This window comes from Natrarchaeobaculum aegyptiacum (genome assembly GCF_002156705.1).
Classification (GTDB): Archaea; Halobacteriota; Halobacteria; order Halobacteriales; family Natrialbaceae; genus Natrarchaeobaculum; species Natrarchaeobaculum aegyptiacum.
The window spans coordinates 3,006,999-3,030,421 of record NZ_CP019893.1 but is presented as its reverse complement, the minus strand read 5'-3'; the positions used below and the strand labels follow the sequence as shown (position 1 = coordinate 3,030,421).

Genomic DNA, 23,423 nt, shown 5'->3' with positions numbered 1-23,423 from the left:
TGACCGACGATCGTGACTCGAGCGTGAGTGGCGTTACGGCTTCGTGTAGCCGGCCCGTTCGATGGACGTTTGATTTCCTTCTCCAATGTGCATCTCCCACAGATCAGAATAAAACTCATCTTGGCGAAGCAACTCGTCGTGTGTTCCTCGTTCGACGATCCGGCCATCGTCTAGGACGAGTATCGTGTCGGCGTGGCGAACGGTCGAGAGTCGGTGCGCGATCGCAAACGTCGTCCGATCGGCGACGATGTCCGAGAGGGAGTTTTGGATCAGTGATTCCGTTCGATTGTCCACGTGCGATGTTGCCTCGTCCAGAACGAGGATGTCTGGATCACCGATAATCGCTCGAGCGATCGAGATTCGCTGACGTTGGCCACCGGAGAGTTTGACGCCTCGTTGACCGACGGCCGTATCGTACCCATCGGGGAGGTCCGAAATAAAATCGTGTGCGTTTGCCCGTTTTGCCGCCTGGACTATTTCGGCTTCTGTCACCTCGGGACTTCCGTACGAAATGTTGTCACGGACCGTTCCGGAGAAGAGATACGGATCCTGGTGGACGACACCGATCGATCGTCTCAAGCTTTCGAGGGAAACTCGATCGAGTTCGTAACCGTCGATCAGGATCATGCCCGAGTCGGGTTCGTAGAAGCGAAGCAACAGCTTCGTCAACGTCGTCTTTCCGGATCCCGTCGATCCAACGATTCCAACGAACTCACCCGGGTTGATCTCCAAATCGACGTTTTTCAGCACCGGTTTCTCGTCGTAGCTGAAGGTAACGTCTACGAACTGTACATCTCCCGTCATTGGTTCAATATCGACTGAATCGTCGGTTTCCGTGATTTCCGTCTCGTAATCTTGCAGCGCAAAGATCCGTACGACCGATGCACGCGATTTGAAGTACCTGTCGACGAGTTTTCCGCCGACCAGTATCGGTTCCATCAGCCGTTCGTTGTAGACGAGAAACGCAACGAGAGTCCCGACAGTAAGCGGTTCGGAGAAAAACAGCGGTGGACCATTGATGATCCAGATTCCACCGATAATGATGATCGCACCGAATCCGATCCAGTTAACGGCTGAAACAGCAGGAAAAAACTTGATTCGAGTCGTTATGACGTTCCACCGTTTGTCATACAACCTCTCTGATGAGTCTCTGATACGATCTGCCTCGTTCGACTCTGATGTATACGATTTGATTACCCGAATTCCGCTTATGTTGTTTTCGATACAGGCGTTCAGTGAACCAACCTGTTTTCGAACCGCTTCGTGCTTTGGCCGAATCCGCTTCACGAAATACCTGGTGAGAAGCGTCATTATCGGAAAGAAAACGAACGTGATCAGGGCGAACTCCCAGTGGAGCATAAATAACAGTATGGTGATTCCGAGCAACGTCGTGGTGATATGAAGCGAATCACGGAGAAAATCCTTGAGAAACTGGTTTAACCGATTCACGTCGTTATTAAGAACGCTCATTATCTGGCCGGTCTCCTCCGAATCGAAAAACCCCATTCCGAGCGTTTGGACCTTTTCGTACGTTTCGGTCCGAATCGAGTGCTGAACTTCCTGTGAGAAGAGACCCCAGGTCCAACCGCCGGCCCACGAAAGCACCGCACCGGCCACAGAGGCGGCGATAATGATCGCGGAAACCAGATACAGTTGCTGAAGTTGGTCCTCGGGGAGTCGATCGGGGGAGACACCCGGCAGAGAGAACGGTTCATCACCCAGTAACACGGCATCAATTGCCGTCTGTAAAATATACGGAGGGATGAGATTGACAAACGGTCCCAGTACCGACGTGAGAAGGGCTCCCAAAACCAGGATCTTGTATTTCGGGCCAAACTCCAGAAATAACCGGGGGATCGGCCAGCCAATGTCATCCTGTTCGCTTTCGAACAGGGTAGTAGAGTTAGTCCCGTCGGACCCAGAAGCGTCCACTTCTCCCATTGTATCCGTATGAGATTAGCGTCTCACATATATTATCTTCGCTCGTTATTCCCAAAAATACATTCGTATGGAAGGATAGTTTCAGTCGACGTTCAAACGAGCGTAGTGCATTAGGCGTCGATCGGAACTGCGCGATGCGTTTCTGTTACGTAAATTAACCCGTCAAACGCTTCCGCTAACGTGACAGGCACGTAGGCGTCGAATTCTCCCAGGTGTACTGAGCCGATATTGTGCATAATCTGTTCGGTATCGATCCAGTCGTCGACGACCTGATCGCCTACCGCCGACGTGATATCGAGATACCAGCACGAACCATCGACACCTGCGAGGACCGCCGGAACGGTTTCGTCGGGGACTGACTCGACGGAAAACGATCGCAAGCTGAGTTCCTGGCTCGTGTCTGGGTCCGGGTATGCCTGGAACGCTCCGGTTCCGAATTCAAAGCCAACTGGATGATATCGATCACCGTACTCCTGCTCGAGGTGGTGTCCCATGGTTTTCGGTGCGTTCGCTCGGTGGGACGTCGCGAACTCGCCTCGTTTGAGGTGGCCGTTGTGGGCCCAAAGTATGATTCGATCCTCGTTTGCTAACCCCATAATTCGCGACACGTTCTCCGCCATACATCTGTCACGAACGCCGTTTGGGTCGGCATCGTTCGACGCACTCACGGACTCGTGGAACTCGAGACTCTGTTCGATAACGCGCAGATGGTGGGTAGCCAACTGCCACTCTCGAGGAGTTAACTGCGCCCGGTAGGCGTCTTCCCGTCGGCGAAATCGGTCTCTCAGTTCCGTCACAACCGTCGTCGCCGCAGTCAGCCAGCCGAAGGTATTGTCGCTGTCCGTCGGATCGAGCGTCGTCGTGAGCGTCGTTATCTCCGATTCGAGTTCCGCACGACAGTCGGCATCAACCCGTTTGAGGATTGTTTCTATTCGACGCGCCGATCCTCGCACCGATTGCATATCGAACCCGTAGAACTGAACCTTCTGTGAATCCGGTCGTCCTTCGTTGTACATCCGAACCCACTCGACGAGTGCCAGCATCTCTTCGGTCTTCCACGGCCAGTAAGAGAGACCGGCGAGTGCGGTGTACGGCTCACCCGATCCCGAGATCACATATTCGTTAATCGCGACCGTTTCTGCGAAGTTCGATTCGAGCCCGATCAATAAAAAATCCAGTTCCGTGACGGCAAAACGTATGAGGCGGTGTTTCAGCTGGAAGAACTCTTTCGTACCGTGTGTCGCTTCTCCGAGTCCGATGATCCGCTTTCGATCGAACCGGTCGCCGAGCGGAGCGAGATCGTCGACGCTCGCACCGGGACGTGTTTCCTGTATTGGAGTCGTGTATCGTTCGAGATGTCTCGTGAATCGCTCTTGCATGGTTGTGTTGTCACTCCCACAGAACCGCACACGGTAGTGATGGGGCGGCGAACTGCATCAACGAGTATCCGATACCCGTCTCACCGGTGAAAAACGACGGATTGTACCAGTGCTCGGTTTGCCACGGTGTCGAGAACTGTCCAGACGAGGTGGCCCGTTCCACGCTGGCAGCCGCAAGTCGTTTCGCATCCACTAGGTGAGTGGGCTCATCAAGTGTTCGAGCCGCCCGCCGAAGGAACTCGATCCGACCGAAATTGCCACAGCAGAGGTGATCGGCAGCGTATAACTCGTTCGTTTCGATGCCCTGAAGCGCCCGGTCGACATCGCGACGAAGTTCGGGAATTTGCTCAATCTCGTACATCCCGAGGCGAGCGAGGCCGATACCGGTCCGCCCGTGACACCAGGCGTCCATCCAGTCCGTCTCGGTATTGGGCCGCAAGTCCGGCCAGTTTTGGGCCTGGTGATCGTACTGTTGGCGCTCGAATCTGATCCCCTCAAGAGCGGCGTCGGAAAAACGTGCGGCATCGGTTGTACTGCCGAGGCGGAACAGCGCATATGCTATTCCGGCGACACCGTGAGCGAACCCGCACAACGGACGACCGATAGACGGTGTACTCCACGTGAGAACTCCCTGGTGATCGTGGCGGTGATTCAGCAAGTGGTCCCCCGCCTGTACCGCTCGGTCCAGGATGTCCTCCTCACCTGTTACCTCGTACAGGGCGAGTAATCCGAGAATTGCACCGGCGCTCCCGTGAAGTACGTCGTATCGGTTATCGGCGGCGATCCGTTCCGAGTCGATCCTCCTTGCCGCCTCGCTCGCGGCGGCGATACACGCATCGTCTGCCAACAGTTCGCCGAGCTTTGTGAATCCGTACACCATCGATCCCAGTCCGACGCCCCCGCCGATTGGGAACGGAGGTGAGATGTCGTCCTCTAGTCTGGTCATCACCGGAGAGACGACGTCCAGTGCAAAATCGCGGTACGACTCGTCGTCGTCGAGTCGGGCTAATCCCGCGGCGAACAGTCCGATACCGAGCCGGCCGCTGTAGAGATTGTCTTCGACGGGGTGGATGTAGATTCCACTCTCTTGCATCACCTCGCGGAGAACCCACGTCGGCAGTCCGTCGTCGCGTCTCGAGTGCGAGATGAGTCGGTCGTACAGTCGTCGAGATTCCTCGAGTACCAACCCGTCGATCGGTTCACCGGTCGCCAGCTCAGTGGCGGAGAGCGTCGCCGTTGAGCCACCTCCGTGGATCTGCTCGTATTCCCCGTACCCCCAGCGAAGATACGTTACCTGCTCATCGAGGTCTGCCTTGCTGAATCCACGAATTCGGTCTCGAATCTGATCGCTGACCTTCGATTCGAAGAAGTCTTCGACGACCGTCCCGTTTCGATTAAATATATCCGTACTGTCGATCTTCGCGGTGAAACGAGGCGTATTGAATCGTCGTAAGATACTCCGCTCGCACTCGAATATTGGCCAGACGTCCCGATCGAGTTCGCCAGAAATCAGCAACTTCGCGAGCGACTCGACCTGCGTTCCGAACCGGAGTCCGGTTCGGTGGTACGAGTGAGACGTCACTGATCGGTTGATTTTCGTGTAGACCGCCGTGTCTCGGTACAGGGCCCGTACTTTCGGCTCTCTTTCGATCAGCTGCTCTATCGGACCGTCATCGCTCAACAAGGCGCCTTCGTTCGCCATAAACAGCTCGTATACGTCCACAAATCCCCTAACGATCGCACCGGAGTACTCCTCGGGTTCAATTACCTCTCCGGAATACTGTGGGAGACTTTCACCCTCCCGATTCGGGTGTGGAACCGACTCGATGTCCATCCGGTCCGTATTGACGTCGGTGAAGCGGTCCACGGTGATGTTTACCTCGAGCTGTTTCGCCGAAAAGCCCGCGACGTCGTCGACGTCCGGTGACTGGACGTGTTCCGGAACCGCTCCCGTTCGGACCACGGTGTCTTTCGCTACTTCGATCGCCTCGTTCACCGACCGATTCTGTGGCTTGACCATCGGCTGGGCGAGCGTTTCTACGTCGATTGCAACCGGCTGGTCCCCGACGGCGACGATGTTCTCGAGATGCATGTCCGTCGCGTCGAGCGCGTAGAAAACGGCGATGAGCATCCCTGCCCTTCGATAATAGTTGCGTACCTCGGTCTCGGACCCGCAAGTCCTTGGTTCCACCCACTCAATCCAGGCGTAGGTCTCCCTGGGAAGGACCTCGAGGGTCTCGAGGTGGAGGAGATCACCGGTCCTGTTTATCCAGTCCAGGAGATCGTAGAATCCGGCGACGATGTCCGAGTTGCGCGGCTTGTACGCGACGGTCGTACCGGACTGAAACGTGACGCTGAGCACCCGTCGACCGCCGTGGTGTGGGTCCCCCATCGCATCGATTTCCACCACGGGTCCCAGGGCTGTTTCGGATCCAAAACGTTTGTTCAGTCGCTCTCGGTCCCGGGTCACGTGATCGCACAACTCACCGACCCAGTTTTTCCACTGGTCTATTACGCTGACCACAAGTCGACCCAAAAACGCGTACTCGACGAAAAACGCCGCGAGTTCGTCGCGAAGCATTCGATCGCAAAACTCCTCGTAGTGTTCGATCGAATCGGGTTTGACGTCTCCGTCGTCGAAGACGAGGTCCGGATCTCGTTCCGCGATATGTGTTTTGAACTCGATGAACACCGTGTGGGACCACAGTTTCGAAAGGCGGTTTGCGAGGATCTCAATCAGGTCCTCAACTGCATCCGCTGTCACGCACTCGGTGGAAACGGGTTCGATGCCCTCTCGCGCGAAGGCGAGAACGGGGAGGAGAATGTCCACGAACGGTAGTTCCTCGTCTACACTAATCGCGTAGTCGGAAGGGGAGCTCTCGTGTACGTACTGGAGCAGGGCCTCTAGTCGATCGATCCACGCCGGGAGCGGCTCGTTCGACGGCCAGCCACCGTCGTCGATGCGGTTCCGGCACGTTTGCTCGTCGAGCCCCTCACGATCCAGTCGAGTCCGAAATACATCGGGATCAGCGTTCGCAACGTGCTCCCGCCACCTGTCCATTACGTCGTCGACGTCAACGACGGATTCGGTTTCGTCACCGGTCGTCTCGAGCCGCTCTTGTAATGTTCGAGCGCGTCCAGCGATCGTTCGTCTTTCTCGTTCAGACAGAATTGCCTTAGATCCCATCGTCTATAATATATTGCCCATAAATATAAAAAATTGGTAGGATTCTGGGCGGAGTCTCAGTTTGGTAACTAGCGTTCCGCTAGCCTGCGCCACGACGACGCTACAGTGATAAGAGCGACAACTGTCACTGCAATACCGAATCCTGACAGCCCGTCCGATGAGTCGTCGCTTCCGCCGCCGTCTACCGGCTCATCCTCGGACGGTCGTTCACCGTTGACCGCACTAGCGTCATATACTGCGGGTAACTCTTCTTCAGTAGGTGAATTGGCAATTATGACGGTGTCGCCTGATCGATCGATGTAGTAGGCGCCCGCAAAATCGTTGTCGTCCGGAATGACGAACACATTCGGATTCTCGTCGCTCTCCTCCCCCCCGTGATAGTTGAGTAATTCGGTGTACCCGTCGAGCCACCGCTCGGCATCACGCTCTGTCTCCCAGTTGCTCTTCCAGACGTACGCTGTTTCTTTCGCACCGGCTTCCGTTTCCATCACGTACGGATACAGCGCGTCCCCGTTCCATCCGGAAACGTATGGGTTGTTCGCATACTTGACGGGTCTATACTCGCTCAGTTCTCCGGAGTCCGTAAGGTTGAGAAAACTGAGCACCGGAATCACTGGCGCCTCGTCGTCACGATCCGAGTCGTAGTACGGATAAAAGAGCATCGACGCGGCCCCTGCCTGGCCAACGGACTCATAGTCGGGTTGATCGCCCTCTCCTTCGACCAACTCCCAGTCGCTCGAGCTTCGATCTGTGAACTCGATCGTCGCTGGTTCGTCGTCCGGATATGCTTCGGGTTCGATCACTTGGTGCGAACTCGCAGGTGGATTCTCATAGATTTCGTTCACACCTTCCCAGCCGTGGTCGGATTCTACGTGATTGACGAAGTTAGGGCCGTCACTATATGGCTGGAGGCTCACCAGATACATTCCCCACTGTCTATCTGGAAGTTCGTCATCATCCGCTTGCATTCTATCAGGAATTTGACACTCCCACTCTTCGCTACAACGATCGAGATACAGTTGCTCGACACGGACGGCATCGCCCTCGACGATACCGTTCTTCGCGTTCAACTCGTCCTGTGTCATCGGTGGACGCTCGAACGGGGAGAAGTGAAAGCGATCGCTGATATCGAAGTGTTGGTCCTGAAGCGCGTGAACAAGTTCGTGTGCGAGAACTAGTTCATTGAGTTCCGGTGACGCTTCGTCGTCTACGACGAGAACGACCCGTTCGTGCTCAGGGTCGTAATAGCCACGCGGTCCTTCGACGGCGTTCGCCTGCTGGAGTTCGGTTGCATCAGTGCTCTCGTTTACCATCATCATCGCCTCCCACTTCACGTTCTCTCGTGTGGCCTCCGACTCCGAAGTGTCGGCGAATGCATCCCTGTTCCGATCGGCGAACTCTTCGACCGAAATCACCTCCACATCCACGTCTTCTTTAAATTCTAGTTCACGTATCTTTTCGACTCGCTCAATTGTTCGTTCGGTTAGTTCATCTATCTCCGATTGATTGAGTTGAACGGTCGTCTCGTCGCTTTCCGCATCGACCGCTACATTCGCATCCAGTTGGCCCGCGGATACTCGATCCACGGGCGACGCGGCAGCGTTGCCTGCGATTCCAGCGATTCCAGTTAGTACGATTATTCCAGTGAGTAATACAGTAATTGATCGATAATGCGATTTTGATTTCTCCATCTATTATCACACTATAAATTCCACCAACTAAGTGATTTCCATAGCATGCCGAATGTGGATAATACTATTTATATATACTATTTTATATACCATCTCCAGTAACATAGAAACATATGAATTTAGATAAAAAACATTAAGTTATAACACATAGAACTAAAAATCGCAATGGCGCGAAACAGCCAAGCTAAGAAGCGCATCGAATCGATGTACGAACGAGAAGAACCCACCGTTGAGGGCGGCAACGATCGTGCGGGACACATGACGATCGCGTTCTGTTACGATACCAGTCCGGACCTGCACTAATACCGCACTGGTATTCCGCAGCACACTTTATTTGTGCCGGTTCCAGTAAATCGGAAGCTACAGAATCCGTGAAGAGGGAAACCTCAACACCGGTCCGGTTTCAGCCGTCGTCCAGCACCTGAATCACTCTATTACATCAGGAGCCGTCCAATCGGTTACGGTAGAATAGGCCACAACTAAAGGTCGTGACAGCGATCAGTACGACCGACACCCCAAATCCCGGTATTTCTTCCGCATCTGGTTCGTCCCGTTCCGCTCTCTCTTCGTCATCGGACGTGTCGGTCTCAGCGGAAGCACTGGCACCGATATCACTAGGGCCCTCCATCAACGAATTTTCACACGTAACGTTGCCGGTACAGACAGCGTCCGGTTCGGGATTTCCCCACCAGTTCCCGGTCGCATCGCCGCGAACAGCTGCTCCAGTCGCGTCAACCGAATACTCGTCGATCGTTTCGAGACGTCCTTCCGAAACTTCCCACGACCCCCTCGTCTCGCGTGCATCAATTCCGATCCCCTCATTGACGGTCGAAAAGCCGAACTCGGACAGTTGAATGTTTTTGATCGACGTGTGTGTTATCCTCCAATCCCCGGTGGAAGCGACGGCAAACACACCGACAGTACTGTTCTCGATATCGGTATTGCGAATCGACCACTCCCCAGACGCGTTTCTCGCGGCGACGCCGACGATCGTATTGTTTCGTACGATCGTGTCGTCGACAGTCCAATCACCTGATGACCCACGAGTGTTCAAACCATTACGTAAACTCTTCTCGATCGTCGAATCGTGGATTTTCCAGTCTCCACTCGTGTTGACTGCATTTATCCCCTGAACGTTCTCACTGATCGTGGTATTTCGTATCTTCCAATCGCCTTGCGCGTTGTCGGTGTCGATTCCTTCGTCTCCGTTTTCACGGAAAGTGGAATCCTCGATGGTCCAGTTACCTGTCGCTTCCAGACCGTCTGCGTCAATTCCGTCGTCATCGTTCCCTTCGACGAGAGTGTTAGTGATCAGCCAGTCCCCCGTGTTGTTTTCCACGTCGATTCCTTCGTCCCCGTTCGATCGAATGACCGTCTCCCGGATCGTCCACTCGCCCGACGAATAATCTCCGTTGATTCCATCGTCGTGATTCCGCTCGAGAACCGAAGACTGGATCGTCCAGTCGCCGCTGGAACCGGCGGCGGAAACCCCCTCGTGGTAATTCTCTCGAATAGTGGAGTTTGTAATGGTCCACGATCCGGTCGAGTTCGATGCAGATAGACCAGCAATTTCGTTTTCTTCGATCACCATCTCTCGGATCTCCCAGTCTCCCGCCGTATCCTGCGCAGCCACACCGACGTCGTATCCCTGCACGCTGAAACCATCGACTACCGGCTCGCTGTCGCCACTGATCGTAATTCCTCGGTCGTTCTGCTGGGAAGTGGTTCCGTCGACAGTCGCCCCGTCAGGGGCCGAGAGAACGATCGATTCGTTTACGATGATGGGTTCCCGATACGTCCCGCTACGCACTTCGACCGTATCTCCAGCCGTTGCGTCGTTTATCGCTGCTTGAACCGTACGGTACGTTTCGTCTTCACCGGCGATCGTTGCAACACCTTCGCTTTGATCGGTCGTCAACGAAGGGTGATATCCACCGGCAGCCACCCCGCTCACAGCGAAAGTCCCGCCAATGACGAGTACGACAATCAAGAGCGGAGACAAACACTCGTTCCTCATACTATTTATTGGTATAATAAGTATGTAAAAACTTTCTATTCGGTGTGTAGTATAATAGTTATCAACAGCTCAGTCTTTCCCCTCGCCGATCAGAATCCGAACTAGATCTGCTCGAACATGATAGTTCCACTCCCATCGAAAGAAGCCCCATACCGACCGCGAACCGACAGACCTGGCAGCAATCATACTGTTCGTCCGCTGATCTCGGTGGCTGCTTTCAACCCGTTACAGCGGACCCAGAAAGAGAGGCTCGAGATCGTATCCCACTTCACTGGTTCACACCGAAATACGTCCCACTCGATCGAGTCGACATCACCCGCTACGAGCCAAACAGTCAGAATACTAATGTCCTGTAGATAACATGCGGACTTTCTAAACGGTTCCAGCTTGCGGAAGAGGCGTTTACAACAATTTCTCGATATTCTCGCGGCGTCGCTGCGAGAGCTTGAGAAGCCTGATGGGGTTTTCTCGAAAACGTCAGTCCGCTTCGCGGCCTGACTGTCCAGAAAATTGGATTATGTCAATTTTTCGATGTGTTCGGTGAAAGCCGAACGCCCGAGAAGCGAGCTTATGCGAGCTTCTCGATGTTCTCACGGCGAAGCCGTGAGAGTGCGAAAAACTGGCTTATGCCAGTTTTTCGATATTCGCGACGACTTCCTCGGCGAACTCGCTGGTGGCGAGCTTCTCGGCGTCCTCGAGCTGGCGTTCGAGGTCGTAGGTGACCTTGCCGGAGGAGATTGTTTCCTCGACGGCGTCGCGCACGAGGTCTGCGGCGTCGTTCCAGCCCATGTACTCGAGCATCATGCGGCCCGAGAGGATCATGGCGGTGGGGTTGACCTTGTCCTGGCCCTCGTACTTGGGTGCGGAGCCGTGGACGGGTTCGGCGAGCATGCGGCCTTCACCGAAGTTGCCACCGGGGGCGATGCCGAGGCCACCGATCTGGGCACCACAGGCGTCGGACATGTAGTCGCCGTTCAGATTCATCGTCGCGACGACGTCGTACTCGTCGGTGCGGGTCAGAATCTGCTGGAGCATGTTGTCCGCGATGCGGTCGTTGACGACGACGGCGTCTTCCGGCGCTTCACCGTCGCGTTCCTCCCAGAGGGTGTCCTCGGTGATGACCTCGTCGCCGTACTCCTCTTCGGCGACCTCGTAGCCCCAGTCGCGGAACTGGCCCTCGGTGAACTTCATGATGTTCCCCTTGTGGACGAGGGTGACGGAGTCGCGGTCGTTCTCGAGGGCGTAGTCGATGGCCTCGCGGACGAGTCGCTTCGTCCCGAACTCCGTAATCGGCTTGACGCCGATGCCGACCGGGCCGTCGTGGATGACGCCGGTCGCGCCCATCTCGTCTTCGACGAACTCCTTGACCTGCTCGACTTCGTCGGTGCCGGCTTCCCACTCGATGCCGGCGTAGACGTCTTCCGTGTTCTCACGGAAGGTGACCATGTCCATCTGCTCGGGATTTTTGACGGGCGACGGGACGCCGTCGAGGTGGTAGGTCGGACGAACGTTCGCATAGAGGTCGAGCAGCTTGCGCAGACCGACGTTCAGCGAGCGGAAGCCGGCACCGACGGGCGTCGTCAGCGGGCCCTTGATCGCGACGCGGTGTTCCTTGATCGCCTCGACGGTCTCGTCGGGCAGGTTCTCGTCGTACTTCTCGCGAGCGGACTCGCCAGCGTAGACGCGCATCCAGTTGATCTCGCGGCCGGTCGCCTCAGCGGCGGCCTCGAGCACTTTCTGGGCTGCAGGACCGACGTCACTGCCGACGCCGTCACCGTAGATGATCGGGATAATTGGGTTGTCCGGAACCTCGAGTTCGGTCTCCGAGCCCTCTTTGAGCGTGATCTTTTCCCCCTCCTCAGGGACCTCGATCTTGTCGTAACTCATCTCGTCTGTAGACTGCTCGGAGGGCGGGTAAAAGACCTACCATTTCCGTCTGGAACGGGTGCCGGTCTGCCCGCGTCGGCGCGTCTCGATCCGTCGAACGTCCGAAAATCGTCACCTCGAGCCCGTCAGACGGCAAACGTCGTCGAACGATCGTGAACGACGGCTGGCCGCCGGTGGACGGATCCTCGTCGATCGTCGTCGGTAGAAGCCGACGGTTGACGAGCGATCGTTCCGGAGTCACTGTCGCGGTGAATCACCGTTCGCCTCATGGTCGGTGGACTCGGCCCGCTCTCCGGACTCGGCCACCCGGCGGCGCATCGGTGTCGACTGCGGAGAATGGTGCCAGTAGACGACCATCACCGCGACGCCGCTTCCGACGAGGACGATCCCGACCACCGCGAGCAACAGGTGGTGCTCGAAGACGAGCCAGCCCTCCTCGAGTGCCGTCCACAGGGCTGCGAGCACGGTGATCCCCCACACGACGAGAATCACGCCCGCGTCGACGGGGTCGCGTTCGTCTGCGAGGGCGAACTTGACGATCGCGACGGCCCCCATTACGGCGCAGAACGCGACGAGCAACGCGACCTCCGTCATCGTCGCCGGTTGTTCACGAGCACCCGAGGTAAGTGTGCGGGTTTCGGCCGTCCACGGATCATCGACGATCGTCGTACCCAAGATTAAATATCGTCGTATTCGTGGTCCGGAGTGATGCTTCGAGCACCACATCATCCGGCTCGGGTCTGCCCTGACTGTGAGACGACGCTGTCGAACGTTCAGGGACTGGCCGCCTGCCCACGGTGTTCGTGGGTCGACCGGCGTGACTCCTGAGGCGACCGCGAAACGGAGCGCGGATCGCGAGCGTCGAGGATACACGATCGGTCCGGACGAGGGCGCTACCGATCTCGAGAGCGGAACCTCTTTTTGTCGACCGGTACAACCCCGGTGCATGGCCGATTCCGAGGTGGACCTTCAGTCCGAGCAGTACGAGAAACACCGTGAGGCAGGTGAGATCCTGGCCCAGGTGCGCGAGGAGACCGCCGAACGCGTCGAGGTCGGTGTGACCCACCTCGAGATCGCAGCGTACGCCGAAGATCGAATCCGCGAACTCGGCGGCCAGCCAGCGTTCCCGGTCAACATCTCCGTGGACGAGGAGGCCGCGCACGCGACGCCGTCGATCGACGACGAGACGACCTTCGGCGAGGAGATGATCAACCTCGACATCGGCGTTCACGTCGACGGCTGGCTCGCCGACACCGCGATCACGGTCGACCTCTCCGGGAACCCCGAACTCGCGGAAGCCTCCGAACAGGCACTCGAGGCTGCCATCGACGTCGTCGAACCGGGCGTGAGTACCGGCGATATCGGTGCCGAGATCGAAGACGTCATCGACGGCTACGGTTACAACCCCGTCGTTAACCTCACCGGGCACGGGCTGGGCCACTGGGAACAACACACCAGTCCGAACATCCCCAACCGAGCCGTCTCACAGGGGACAACCCTCGAGGTCGGCGACGTCGTCGCGATCGAACCGTTCGCCACAGACGGCGGCGGCAAGGTCACCGAGGGAGCCAAAGAGGAAATCTTCGCCCTCGAACACGAACGAAACGTCCGGAACCGACAGGCTCGAGCGGCACTCGACCAGATTACAGCGGAGTTCCGCACCCTGCCGTTCGCGACGCGCTGGCTCGAGACCGACCGCGCGGAGATGGCGGTCCGCCGGCTCAAGCGCAACAACGTCCTCCACGGGTATCCCGTCCTGAAGGAGGACGACGGCTGTCTCGTCAGCCAGAAAGAACATACCGTGATCGTTACCGAGGACGGCTGTGAAGTAACGACCGCCCACCGTTCTGGCTGAGCAGGGGCCGACGTCGTTCGTCGAGCGAATTGTATCCCGGCAAATCGACCACACATTTTTAGCGATCGTAGACCTATCACGATCGATGACGGTCAGTCATGCGGTGTTGTTCGTCGCATACGCCGTCGCCACCGCCGTTGGAGCAGTTCTCACGGTCGTTATGTGGCACTACCGCGAACGGGTCGGTGCCACGCCGCTCGCCGCGACGCTCCTCGGGACCGCTATCTTCTCTGCATCACGGCTCGTCGGAACCGCGAGTGACAGTTACACAATCTCGGTTTTCGCCGAGCGGTTCCTCTACGTCGGCGTGGGCCTCAGCGTCGTCGCGGTCCTGGTGTTCGCGCTCGTCTACACCGGACGCGAGCGATTCGTCAGGAAAGAGACGATCGCGCTGCTTTCGATCGAGCCAATCGTCGTCGTCGCCCTCGCCTTTTCGAACCCCGGGAACGTCTTCTTTACCGCTCTTGAGCCGGATCCGACGCTGGTGACCGGTGTCGCTGTCGAGTGGGGCGTCGCGTTCCAGCTTCACACGATCTACTCGTATTTCCTGATGACCGTCGCGACCGCGCTCATCCTCGAGTTCCTGATCACGTCCCGGTCGCTGTACCGTGGACAGGCGCTCGCGCTGCTCGGCGGGGCGACGTTCCCGTGGCTGTTCAACGCAGTTCACGTCGTCGGCCCTGTCTCCGCCGACACGACGCCGATCGGTTACGTCGTCATGGGCGGGCTCCACTCGGTCGCGATCGTCCGCTACCGGCTCGGGGACATCGTACCGATCGCTCACGACCGCGTCCTCGACACGATTTCGGAAGGGATCTTCGTCGTCGACAGGCAGGGGCGACTCGTCGACGTCAACCCCGCCGGCCGAGCGATTTTGGCAACCGGAGACGAACGACTGGCCGGTCGACACGTCGACTCGATCATCGGCGACGTCCCGGACCGTCAGTCGGTGTTCGCCGAACTCACCGACACGGCCGAGCCGTCGACGACGGACGTGACCGTCGACGGCCGCCACTACGAGGTCCGGGTGACGCCGATCGAAGACGACCGTGATCGCCACGTTGGCTGGCTCGTCCTGATCGCCGACGTCACCGATCGCCACCGTCGCGAACGGGAACTCGAGCGCCAGAACGACCGGCTCGAGCAGTTCGCCCGCGTCGTCTCACACGACCTGCGTAACCCGCTCAACGTCGCCAACGGCTACCTCGAGATGGCCCGCGAAACCGGCGACGAGACCTATCTCGCGGAGATCGAACACTCCCACGAGCGGATGGAAACGATCATCGAGGACGTCCTCGCGCTCGCCCGCACTGGCCAGCCCGTGACGGATCCAGAACCCGTCAGCCTGGCCGCGCTCGCCGAACGCGCCTGGGACGGCGTCGAAACCGGTGCGGCGACGCTCACCGTCGACGGCGACGCACGAATCGTCGCCGACGAAGATCGGGTCCGACGCTTGCTCGAGAACCTGTTTCGCAATTCGATCGAACACGGAGTCGAGGACGATCTGAGCCCCGAACTCGAGGCCCGCCTGAACGACGACCGGGCCGATAGTAGCGTCTCTGGAGACCACGATCCACCGGCCGAGTCCCTCGAGGTCGCCGCCGGCCTGTTCACAGAAATCGAGTCCGACCGTCACGGCATCTACGTCGAGGACGACGGCGTCGGCATCCCACCCTCGAAACGCGAGGCGGTGTTCGAGGACGGCTACTCCACCGGGTCCGACGGCGCTGGCCTCGGACTGAGTATCGTTCGCCAGATCGCCGACGCCCACGGCTGGACCGTCGAAGTCACCGAGAGCGCGTCCGGTGGCGCACGCTTCGAGTTTCATGGTGTCGAAGTCGTCGACCCCGACCACGACCCACGGCACGACCGGGATGCTCGACGAGCCGTGTCGTCAGCGGAGTGACCAGCGGGAGGGGAAACCCGCTGGCCAGAGAGTTTTAGGCGGTTTCGACACGACATAGCCGAGTGGCTCTCGAGCAACCGGCGCTGCAGGCCGGGTACGCCGCGGCTGTACTCACGTCGATCCTGCTGCTGGCCGTTCTCTGGCAGTACCGAGACCGCCCCGGTGGCTGGTCACTGCTCGTGTACGTCGGTGCCGGGCTGTACTGGAGCGCAATCCTGCTGGCGAACGTGACGGTCACCGACCCCGCGCTCTCGGCGGTGCTGTACCGCGCTCTGTACGTCGGGATCGCTATCGGCGCTGCAGCACTGGTCGTCTTCGCTCTCGAGTACACTGGCCGTGAACGGTTTCTCGGGCCGGCCACGTACCTCGCACTGTCGGTTCATCCGGTCACCGTCGCTGTCTTCGCCATCGCTGACCCCGGCAACCACTTCTTCGGGACGATCGAACCCGACCCAGCCTCGAGTATAGCGGTCGCGCCGGATCACGGCGTGGCGCTGGTCGGTCACCTGGCTTACAGCTACGCGCTACTCCTGGCGGTCGGTGCGATGTTCGCTGGCGTTGCCCTTCGATCGAGGTCGATCTACCGCCGCCAGGCTGCGATGCTCGTTCTGGCAACACTCACACCGGGGGTGACCAGCCTCGCACTCACTGTCGGGCTCGTCGACGTCGACGTGACTCCACTGGTCCTCCCCGTCGTGAGTCTCCTGTTCGCGGTCGCGATCATCCGGTATCAGCTGATCGACCTCCTCCCCATCGCCAGCGATCGCGTCCTCGAGACCGTCCAGGACGGCGTGTTCGTCCTCGACGACGCCGGGCGGCTGATCGACGTCAACGACGCTGGGCGATTCACGCTGAGCGTTCTCGGCGTCGAGTCGACGAGTCTGATCGGTCGGCCGTTCGCCGACCTCGTCGGCGAGACGGCACTTTACCACCACGTCGAGTCACTCACCACCGGGTCCGGCGGGACGACGATCGACGTCGAGGAGACGGAGACGAGACTCGAGGTGACGACCCGGCCGATCGAGGACGACTACGGCCGCCACGTCGGCTGGGTCCTGATCACCCACGACGTTACTGACGTGAGCCGACGGGAGCGACAGCTTCGCCGCCAGAACGACCGCCTCGAGCAGTTCGCCAGTCTGGTCTCACACGATCTGCGCAACCCGCTCAACGTCGCCCGCGGCTCGCTCGGCCTCGTCGAACAGACCGGGGAGGAAGAGTACTACGAGAAGATCGAGCGACACCACGGTCGGATGGAAGCGATCATCGAGGACATCCTCACACTCGCCCGCGAGGGGAAAGCCGTGACCGGGACCGAACGCGTGGATCTCGGGGCACTGGCGAGACGAGCGTGGGAGGGCGTCGACACGGGATCGGCAACCCTCGAGATCGACTCGAGTGCGACGATCCAGGCCGATCCCGATCGGCTGCTCCGGGTGCTCGAGAACCTGTTCCGGAACGCGATCGAACACGGCGTCCCGGACGAGGACGACCGGGCGTCGGAGGAACTCACCGTGACCGTCGGCGTCGAGGCCGGGGGCTCCGGTCACGTCACGTTCGTCGTCGAGGACGACGGTGTCGGCGTTCCACCCGAAAACCGCGAGCAGGTGTTCGAACACGGGTATTCGACCGGCCGCGACGGAACCGGACTCGGACTGAGTATCGTTCGCCAGATCGCCGACGCCCACGGCTGGACCGTCGAAGTCACCGAGAGCGCGTCCGGTGGCGCACGCTTCGAATTTTCCGGGGTCGAACGTGACGCGTCGGAGACCGACCTCCCCGACAACGAAGCGCCCTGAACCGGCAGCAGGTGGAGAGTACTCGCCTCAGTCCTCGAGGACGGCCACGAGCGCCTCGACCGGATGGAGCGGGTCGTCGAATCCGTCGAAGTCTCCGATCTGGGTCCGACAGGAGGTGCCGGTGGCGACGACTGTCGCGTCGACAACAGCGTCAGCGCCGTCGTCGACGACGGGCCCGGGGCTCCTATCGGCGTCGTATTTCGATTCGTCGCCAGCGTAGGAACCACCAGTCGGTGCTCGCTCACTCGAGTTCCCGGTCGTCGCGCCGACGAGCTGGTCGCGGAGGAGACGCCCGATCTCCCGCGAGAGGTCGTAGTGTTCGGCCTCGTACCCGAAGCTGCCGGCCATCCCACAGCAGGTCGAGTCGACCGGCGTGACGTCGTAGCCTGCCCGCTCGAGTACCGAGATGGCGTGGCCCTCCGCACCGCGGGCCGTCTCGTGGCAGTGGCCGTGATAGACCAGCGGCGTCCGGGCAGCGGCCTCGCGGTCGTAGGCGAAACAGCCGTCGAGACCGTGCTCGTCGACGTACTCACAAACGCCGAACGTGTTCGTCTGAAGGCGCTCGAGGTCACTGTCGTCGACGTCGAGGAGCGAACTGTATTCGTCGAGCACCATCGCCCCGTCGCTCGGTTCGACGAACAGGATCGACCAGCCGCGCTCGAGGAACGGCTCACAGTCATCGAGGAACGCTTCCCCTTGCTCGCGGGCTGTCTCGAGCAGTCCCTGTGAGTAGGCCGCCCGGCCTGTCGGACCGAGGTCCGGCACGCGCACGTGGACGTTCGCCGCCTCGAGCAACGCGACGGCGGCCTTTCCACGATCGGGATTCGAGTAGTTCGTATCGGTGTCCGGAACGAGAACGACTCCGAGATCGGCTTCGTCGGCGTCGACCTGCGGGCCGCGCTTCGCCCGCGGCGCTGCCGCTCGCGTTTTCGAGGCGCCGTCGGCGCCTCGCGACTCGAACCATTCGACCAGCGACTCCCGGTGGAACGTGGGAAGGCTTCGCTCGGCAGCGATTCCGACGGTCCGCTCGAGGAGGGACCGTGCTCCCGGAACCTGCGGGAGGCGGTTCGCGACCGGTGCGAGGGTGCTGCCGATCGCCGCGAACCGATCGATATCGGCGAAGAGTCGCTCGCGAAGCGTGACGCCCTCGCGCTCGTGGTACGGGTGTTTCACCTCGGCTTTGAGCTTCGCGAGGTCGACGCCGGTCGGGCAGTCCCGCTGGCAGCCCTTGCAGCCGATGCAGTGGTCGAGCACCGCGGTCTGGAACTGTTCGCTGTGGCGTTCTTCCGGCGAAAGATCGCCGCTGATGGCCGCTCGCAGGAGGTTCGCCCGCCCGCGCGTGGTCTCGATCTCTTCGTCGCTCGCCCGGTAGGTCGGACACATCACGTCGCCGTCGCGCTGCCGACAGGTGCCACAGCCGTTACAGAGTTCCACGAGGTGCGAGAAGCCGCCCTCCGGCTCGAAATCGAGGGTCGTCTGGGGCTCGAGCGAGCTATAGCTCGGCCCGTATCGCAGGTGGTCGCGCACGTCAGCGCCGACGCCGCGCTCGGAGTCCGGACCGACGTCCCCGGGACCGTCGCGGTAGACGACGTTCCCCGGGTGCATGAGCCAGTCGGGATCGAATGCGGTTTTCACTCGCTTGAAAGCCTCCCAGAGGTCCTCGCCGTACATCTTGGGAGTAAACTCCGTCCGGGCCATCCCGTCGCCGTGTTCGCCCGAGAACGAGCCCCCGCGCTCGAGGACGAGGTCGGTCACGTCGTCGGTGATCGACCGCATGGCCTCGACGCCAGACCCGGATTTGAGGTTCAGGATTGGCCGGATGTGGAGCGTTCCCGAACCCGCGTGCGCGAAGTACGCAGCCTCCGTGTCGTGATCTTCGAGCACCGCCTCGAAGTCCGCGACGTAGGCGGCGAGTTCCTCGGGAGGGACTGTCGCGTCCTCGATGAACGGGTACGGCTTCGGATCGCCCTCGAGGCTCATGAGCAGGGGGATCGCGGCCTTCCGGAGGTTCCAGAGATCAGCCTGTGCCGATTCGGTGTAGGCTTCGAGCACCTCGAACGCGTCGCCGTCGTCGACGAAGTGGGCGGTCGTCTCCGCGACGGCAGCCTCGAAGGCCGCCCGTTGGGTGTGGCCGTCGTCGTCACCGTCCTCGGTACCAGAAACGAGTTCGTCGTCCCACTCGAGCAGCAGCGCTGCCGCAGTCTCCTCCGGGATGGGCTCGGCGTACTGGGCGTAGCCGTCTGACTCCCGGGCGAGTCGGAAGACCTCCTCGTCCATCAATTCGACCGCGCTGACGGGGTACTCGAGCGCTTCGGGGACCGCCCGGAGGGCCGCCTGCAGTTCGGGGAAACAGTAGAGCGCGAGCGCGGTTTCTCCGGGACGGGTGACCAGCGAGACGGTGGCCTCCACGACGACGCCGAGGGTTCCCTCCGCACCGACGAGGAGCTTCGAGAGGTTGATCACCCGCTCGCCGTCTGCACGTTCGTAGATCACCCGATCGAGGTTGTAGCCGGTCACTCGCCGTTTCAGGTCCGGGTAGCGCTCGTCGATCTCATCGTGGTTCTCCTCGACCAGTTGCCTGACCGTCCGATAGATCGCCGCCTCGCGAGTGTCTGCCTCGACGATCTCGTCGTACTCCGGCCCGTCGAGGACGACCTCGCGGGTGTGGATCACCTCGCCGTTCGGGAGCACCACCCGAAGCTCCTCGGTGTAGGCGTCGGTGATCCCGTACCGCACCGAGTGGGCACCCGTCGAGTTGTTACCGATCCCACCGCCGACGGTCGCCCGGTTCGACGACGCCGGGTCCGGGGCGAACTTCAGCCCGTGGGGCTCGAGCACCGCGTCGAGGTCGTCCTGAACGACTCCCGGCTGTACTCGAGCGAGTCGGGCATCGGTGTCGACCTCGAGAACCGAGTCCATATGCTTCGAGAGGTCGAGTACCACGCAACCGGGGCCGACGGCCTGTCCGGCGAGCGAGGAGCCTGCCCCACGCGGGAGGACGGGGACGTCGTGTGCCGAGGCGACCCGGACTGCAGCCTGCACGTCGTCGACGTCTCGCGGGAAGACGACACCGGCTGGCTGGGCGCTGTAGATGCTGCCGTCGGTCGCGTAGAGCACGCGCGTGTACTCGTCGAACCTGACGTCGCCGCGACAGGAGTCCGCGAGGTCACTCGCCAGATCCGCGGCTGCGGCGTCTGGCGTGGGTGCTGACGGCCCCTCGAGCACCCACTCACCGGTATCGTCAGCCGCTTCGTCGCGACCGGTTCCCCTCTCCCGAAGTCTCCGTTCGTCCTCGGCAGCCATTTCCCGACAGTGACGAGCGCGGACGGGATAATCCTACTGCCAGTTGGGGACACCGGGGGCTGGGCAGATACGTTGCAGAAAAGTTCGAGATTGACCGAATCGTCGCGTTCCGACTTACTCGAAGTGGTCGATGCACTTCTGGTACTCTTCGTCGACCTTGTCCCAGTTGACGACGTCGAAGAAGCCCTCGACGAAGCTGCCACGGTCTGGGCCGTAGTCGTAGTAGTACGAGTGCTCCCAGACGTCACAGGCGAGGATTGGGTGAGAACCCCAGAGTGCGCCCTGGTCGTGCTTGTCGACCGCGACGTTGCGAAGCTGCTTGGCGACGGGGTCGTAGACCAGCAGCGCCCAGCCACCGGCGGCGCCGGCAGCGGCTTCGAACTCGCCTTTCCAGCCCTCGTAGGAGCCGAAGTCCTCCTCGATGCGCTCGGCGAGGTCGCCCGCTGGCTCGCCGCCGCCGTCCGGACTCATGTTCTCCCAGAACAGCGTGTGGAGGTAGTGTCCACAGCCGTTGTGGGTGACCGAACTGAGTGCGCCCGGCGTCGAGTCGAAGTCGCCGGATTCGCGGTTCTCCGCGAGAGTCTCTTCGGCCGAGTTCAGGCCGTTTACGTAGCCCTGGTGGTGGGTGTCGTGATGCCAGGTCACGACCTGCTCGGAGATCGATGGCTCGAGTGCGTCGTAGTCGTACGGAAGTGGTGGAAGTTCGTGGTCAGTCATGGATAACACCTGTTATCTGTATCGGTATCTCTCCTGTTAAGTGTTGAGGAGTGAAATGATATCACACCTCACTTCAGTGGGTCCCGCGACGGCCGCGGGCGACGTACGGAAACACCACGAACCGCGTGTTAAACCTTTCAGCGGCGGCGGCGAGGATCACAACCGAGACCAGCAGCCGACTCGAGACGACACTCGAGAGCGGCGGCGGGGACCGTCCGCTGCCCGTCAGTTGGGACGTTCCGTTCCGACGTCTGTCCCGGGTCTAGTACTGTCCCAAATGTCGACAGACTAGGTTATCTACTCTGGACGCGTATCTACAGTAATGGGACGAAAGAAGCACGTTGTTGACCTCACAGAGGAAGAACGCCGTGAACTCACGGAGTTCGTCACGAAAGGAGAACACAGAGCCGAAGCCATCACCCGTGCCAAGATTCTTCTAAAGAGTGATGAGGGGCTCACAGATCCTACGATCTGTGAGCACCTCGACTGCGGCATCTCGACACCTCACCGAACACGAAAAGCGTACGCTGAGCGAGGGATTGCGGCGATCCATCGCCGCAAACCCGACAGAGACTACACGCCGAAACTTGATGGTCGTGCTGAAGCACATCTCGTCGCTCTCGCCTGTTCAGAGCCTCCAGAAGGTCACACTCGCTGGACGTACGCCTTGCTTGCTGACCGCCTTGTCACCCTTGAGGAGATCGAGTTCGACTCGATCTCCGAGGAAACCGTCAGACAGCGGTTAAAAAAACGACCTGAAGCCACACCGCTCTGAGTACTGGCTGATTCCGCCAAAAGAGAACGCCGAGTTCGTCTACCGGATGGAAACGATCCTTTCGCTGTACGAAGAACCGTACGACGAGAGCCGTCCAGTCGTCTGTTTCGACGAGTCCAGCAAGGAACTTCGCAAGCACGTCCGCGACCCGCTCCCGGCGAAACCGGGAGCGGTCGCTCGAACAGACCATCACTACGAACGCAATGGGACCCGAATGCTCCACGTTGCGACTGAGCCGTTGACTGGCCAGTGTCGCCTTCACGTGACGGAACGCCGACGAACGTCCGAGTGGATCGACTGCATGGTGGCGATCGCTGACGACTACCCGGATGCGGACCGCATCCGGGTAGTCGTGGATAATCTCAGTACGCACAATCCCGCTGCATTCTATCGATTCCTCACACCCGAGAAAGCACGCGAGTATCTCGATCGACTGGAGTTCTACTACACGCCCACGCACGGCAGTTGGCTGAATATGGCCGAACTCGTCTGGAGTTCGCTCCAGACCCAGTGTCTCAACCGCCGCATTCCCGACGCAGCGACCCTCCGGTCGGAGGTCGCTGCGTGGGAAGCCGAGCGCAACGAGATGGATGCCACGATCGACTGGCAATTCACTAACCAGGACGCTCGAACGAAATTACACCGGCTCTATCCAACTCTCGAGGAGGCTGAGAACTAGTCACTCGACGCCTGGAACGGTACTAGTGGCGGTCTATGCCTGAACTGATCGGCGACAGTCGGATCGACCTATCGGTCGACGCCTGGAACGGTACTAGGCAGTGCGTACTCGCATCCAGCGGAGTCCTCGAGTGAGACGTGTCACCGGTTTCACCGCACCACGCCACGAGGAGGAACGACGACGATAACAAAGTCCCTGTCGAGACTCGAGGAAGATGCGGGGGTCGACCTCGCAGTGCTCCGTCCGTTGGACGTCTCGGCGACCACGTGTCGCCGATTTCACCGTTT

At 59.9% G+C, this 23,423-nt stretch carries 15 protein-coding genes; 6 read left to right on the top strand and 9 right to left on the bottom strand.

Annotated features, from left to right (window positions below; genetic code table 11):
- Positions 1-33: 33 nt before the first annotated feature.
- From B1756_RS14665 to B1756_RS14650, 4 genes are all read right to left on the bottom strand, one after another.
- A complete protein-coding gene (locus tag B1756_RS14665; protein ID WP_086889215.1) occupies positions 34-1,941 on the bottom strand; it encodes an ABC transporter ATP-binding protein in 1,908 nt (635 codons plus the stop codon).
- 110 nt (positions 1,942-2,051) lie between these two features.
- A complete protein-coding gene (locus tag B1756_RS14660; protein ID WP_086889214.1) occupies positions 2,052-3,320 on the bottom strand; it encodes an erythromycin esterase family protein in 1,269 nt (422 codons plus the stop codon).
- Between the two features lie 10 nt (positions 3,321-3,330).
- The gene (locus tag B1756_RS14655) at positions 3,331-6,507 is read right to left on the bottom strand and encodes a type 2 lanthipeptide synthetase LanM family protein (RefSeq protein ID WP_086889213.1); all 3,177 of its coding nucleotides are present in this window, start codon (positions 6,505-6,507) and stop codon (positions 3,331-3,333) included.
- 68 nt (positions 6,508-6,575) lie between these two features.
- Entirely contained in the window at positions 6,576-8,198 is a 1,623-nt protein-coding gene (locus tag B1756_RS14650) for an Hvo_1808 family surface protein (protein ID WP_152031326.1), read from the bottom strand.
- 165 nt (positions 8,199-8,363) lie between these two features.
- On the opposite strand from B1756_RS14650, the gene B1756_RS19455 reads away from it, so the two are divergent.
- Positions 8,364-8,501 carry a hypothetical protein gene (locus B1756_RS19455; protein WP_161493193.1) on the top strand — a complete coding sequence of 46 codons (138 nt, stop codon included), beginning with the start codon at positions 8,364-8,366 and terminating at the stop codon, positions 8,499-8,501.
- Between the two features lie 136 nt (positions 8,502-8,637).
- Here the strand turns inward: B1756_RS19455 and B1756_RS14645 are convergent, their stop codons facing one another.
- From B1756_RS14645 to B1756_RS14635, 3 genes are all read right to left on the bottom strand, one after another.
- The gene (locus tag B1756_RS14645; RefSeq protein ID WP_086889211.1) at positions 8,638-10,215 is read right to left on the bottom strand and encodes a right-handed parallel beta-helix repeat-containing protein; all 1,578 of its coding nucleotides are present in this window, start codon (positions 10,213-10,215) and stop codon (positions 8,638-8,640) included.
- Positions 10,216-10,839: 624 nt separating this feature from the next.
- Positions 10,840-12,102 (bottom strand): isocitrate dehydrogenase (NADP(+)), encoded by a 1,263-nt coding sequence (gene icd / locus B1756_RS14640; RefSeq protein WP_086889210.1) that lies wholly within the window; start codon positions 12,100-12,102, stop codon positions 10,840-10,842.
- 237 nt (positions 12,103-12,339) lie between these two features.
- Positions 12,340-12,696, bottom strand: a complete 357-nt coding sequence (locus tag B1756_RS14635; RefSeq protein WP_186336466.1) for a hypothetical protein — start codon at positions 12,694-12,696, stop codon at positions 12,340-12,342.
- A 352-nt stretch (positions 12,697-13,048) separates the two neighbouring features.
- On the opposite strand from B1756_RS14635, the gene map reads away from it, so the two are divergent.
- The 3 genes from map to B1756_RS14620 all read left to right on the top strand — a co-directional run bounded on the left by map (position 13,049) and on the right by B1756_RS14620 (position 17,662).
- On the top strand, positions 13,049-13,957 hold the full coding sequence (gene map / locus B1756_RS14630; RefSeq protein WP_086889209.1) for a type II methionyl aminopeptidase: 909 nt from the start codon (positions 13,049-13,051) through the stop codon (positions 13,955-13,957).
- A gap of 85 nt (positions 13,958-14,042) precedes the next feature.
- Complete coding sequence (locus B1756_RS14625) at positions 14,043-15,863, top strand: sensor histidine kinase (RefSeq protein ID WP_086889208.1); 1,821 nt, start codon at positions 14,043-14,045, stop codon at positions 15,861-15,863.
- Between the two features lie 62 nt (positions 15,864-15,925).
- Complete coding sequence (locus B1756_RS14620; protein ID WP_086889207.1) at positions 15,926-17,662, top strand: sensor histidine kinase; 1,737 nt, start codon at positions 15,926-15,928, stop codon at positions 17,660-17,662.
- A gap of 27 nt (positions 17,663-17,689) precedes the next feature.
- Here B1756_RS14620 and B1756_RS14615 read toward each other — a convergent pair whose 3' ends face one another.
- Positions 17,690-20,965 (bottom strand): FAD-binding and (Fe-S)-binding domain-containing protein, encoded by a 3,276-nt coding sequence (locus B1756_RS14615; protein WP_086889206.1) that lies wholly within the window; start codon positions 20,963-20,965, stop codon positions 17,690-17,692.
- A 114-nt stretch (positions 20,966-21,079) separates the two neighbouring features.
- Entirely contained in the window at positions 21,080-21,682 is a 603-nt protein-coding gene (sod, locus tag B1756_RS14610; protein WP_086889205.1) for a superoxide dismutase, read from the bottom strand.
- 322 nt (positions 21,683-22,004) lie between these two features.
- Here sod and B1756_RS19925 point away from each other — a divergent pair, with 322 nt between their 5' ends.
- Positions 22,005-22,457: a helix-turn-helix domain-containing protein gene (locus B1756_RS19925; protein WP_228434390.1), complete on the top strand. Its 453-nt coding sequence runs from the start codon at positions 22,005-22,007 to the stop codon at positions 22,455-22,457.
- Positions 22,438-23,136 (top strand): IS630 family transposase, encoded by a 699-nt coding sequence (locus B1756_RS19920; protein ID WP_228434620.1) that lies wholly within the window; start codon positions 22,438-22,440, stop codon positions 23,134-23,136. The genes B1756_RS19925 and B1756_RS19920 overlap by 20 nt, the downstream gene beginning before the upstream one ends.
- Positions 23,137-23,423: the final 287 nt, after the last annotated feature.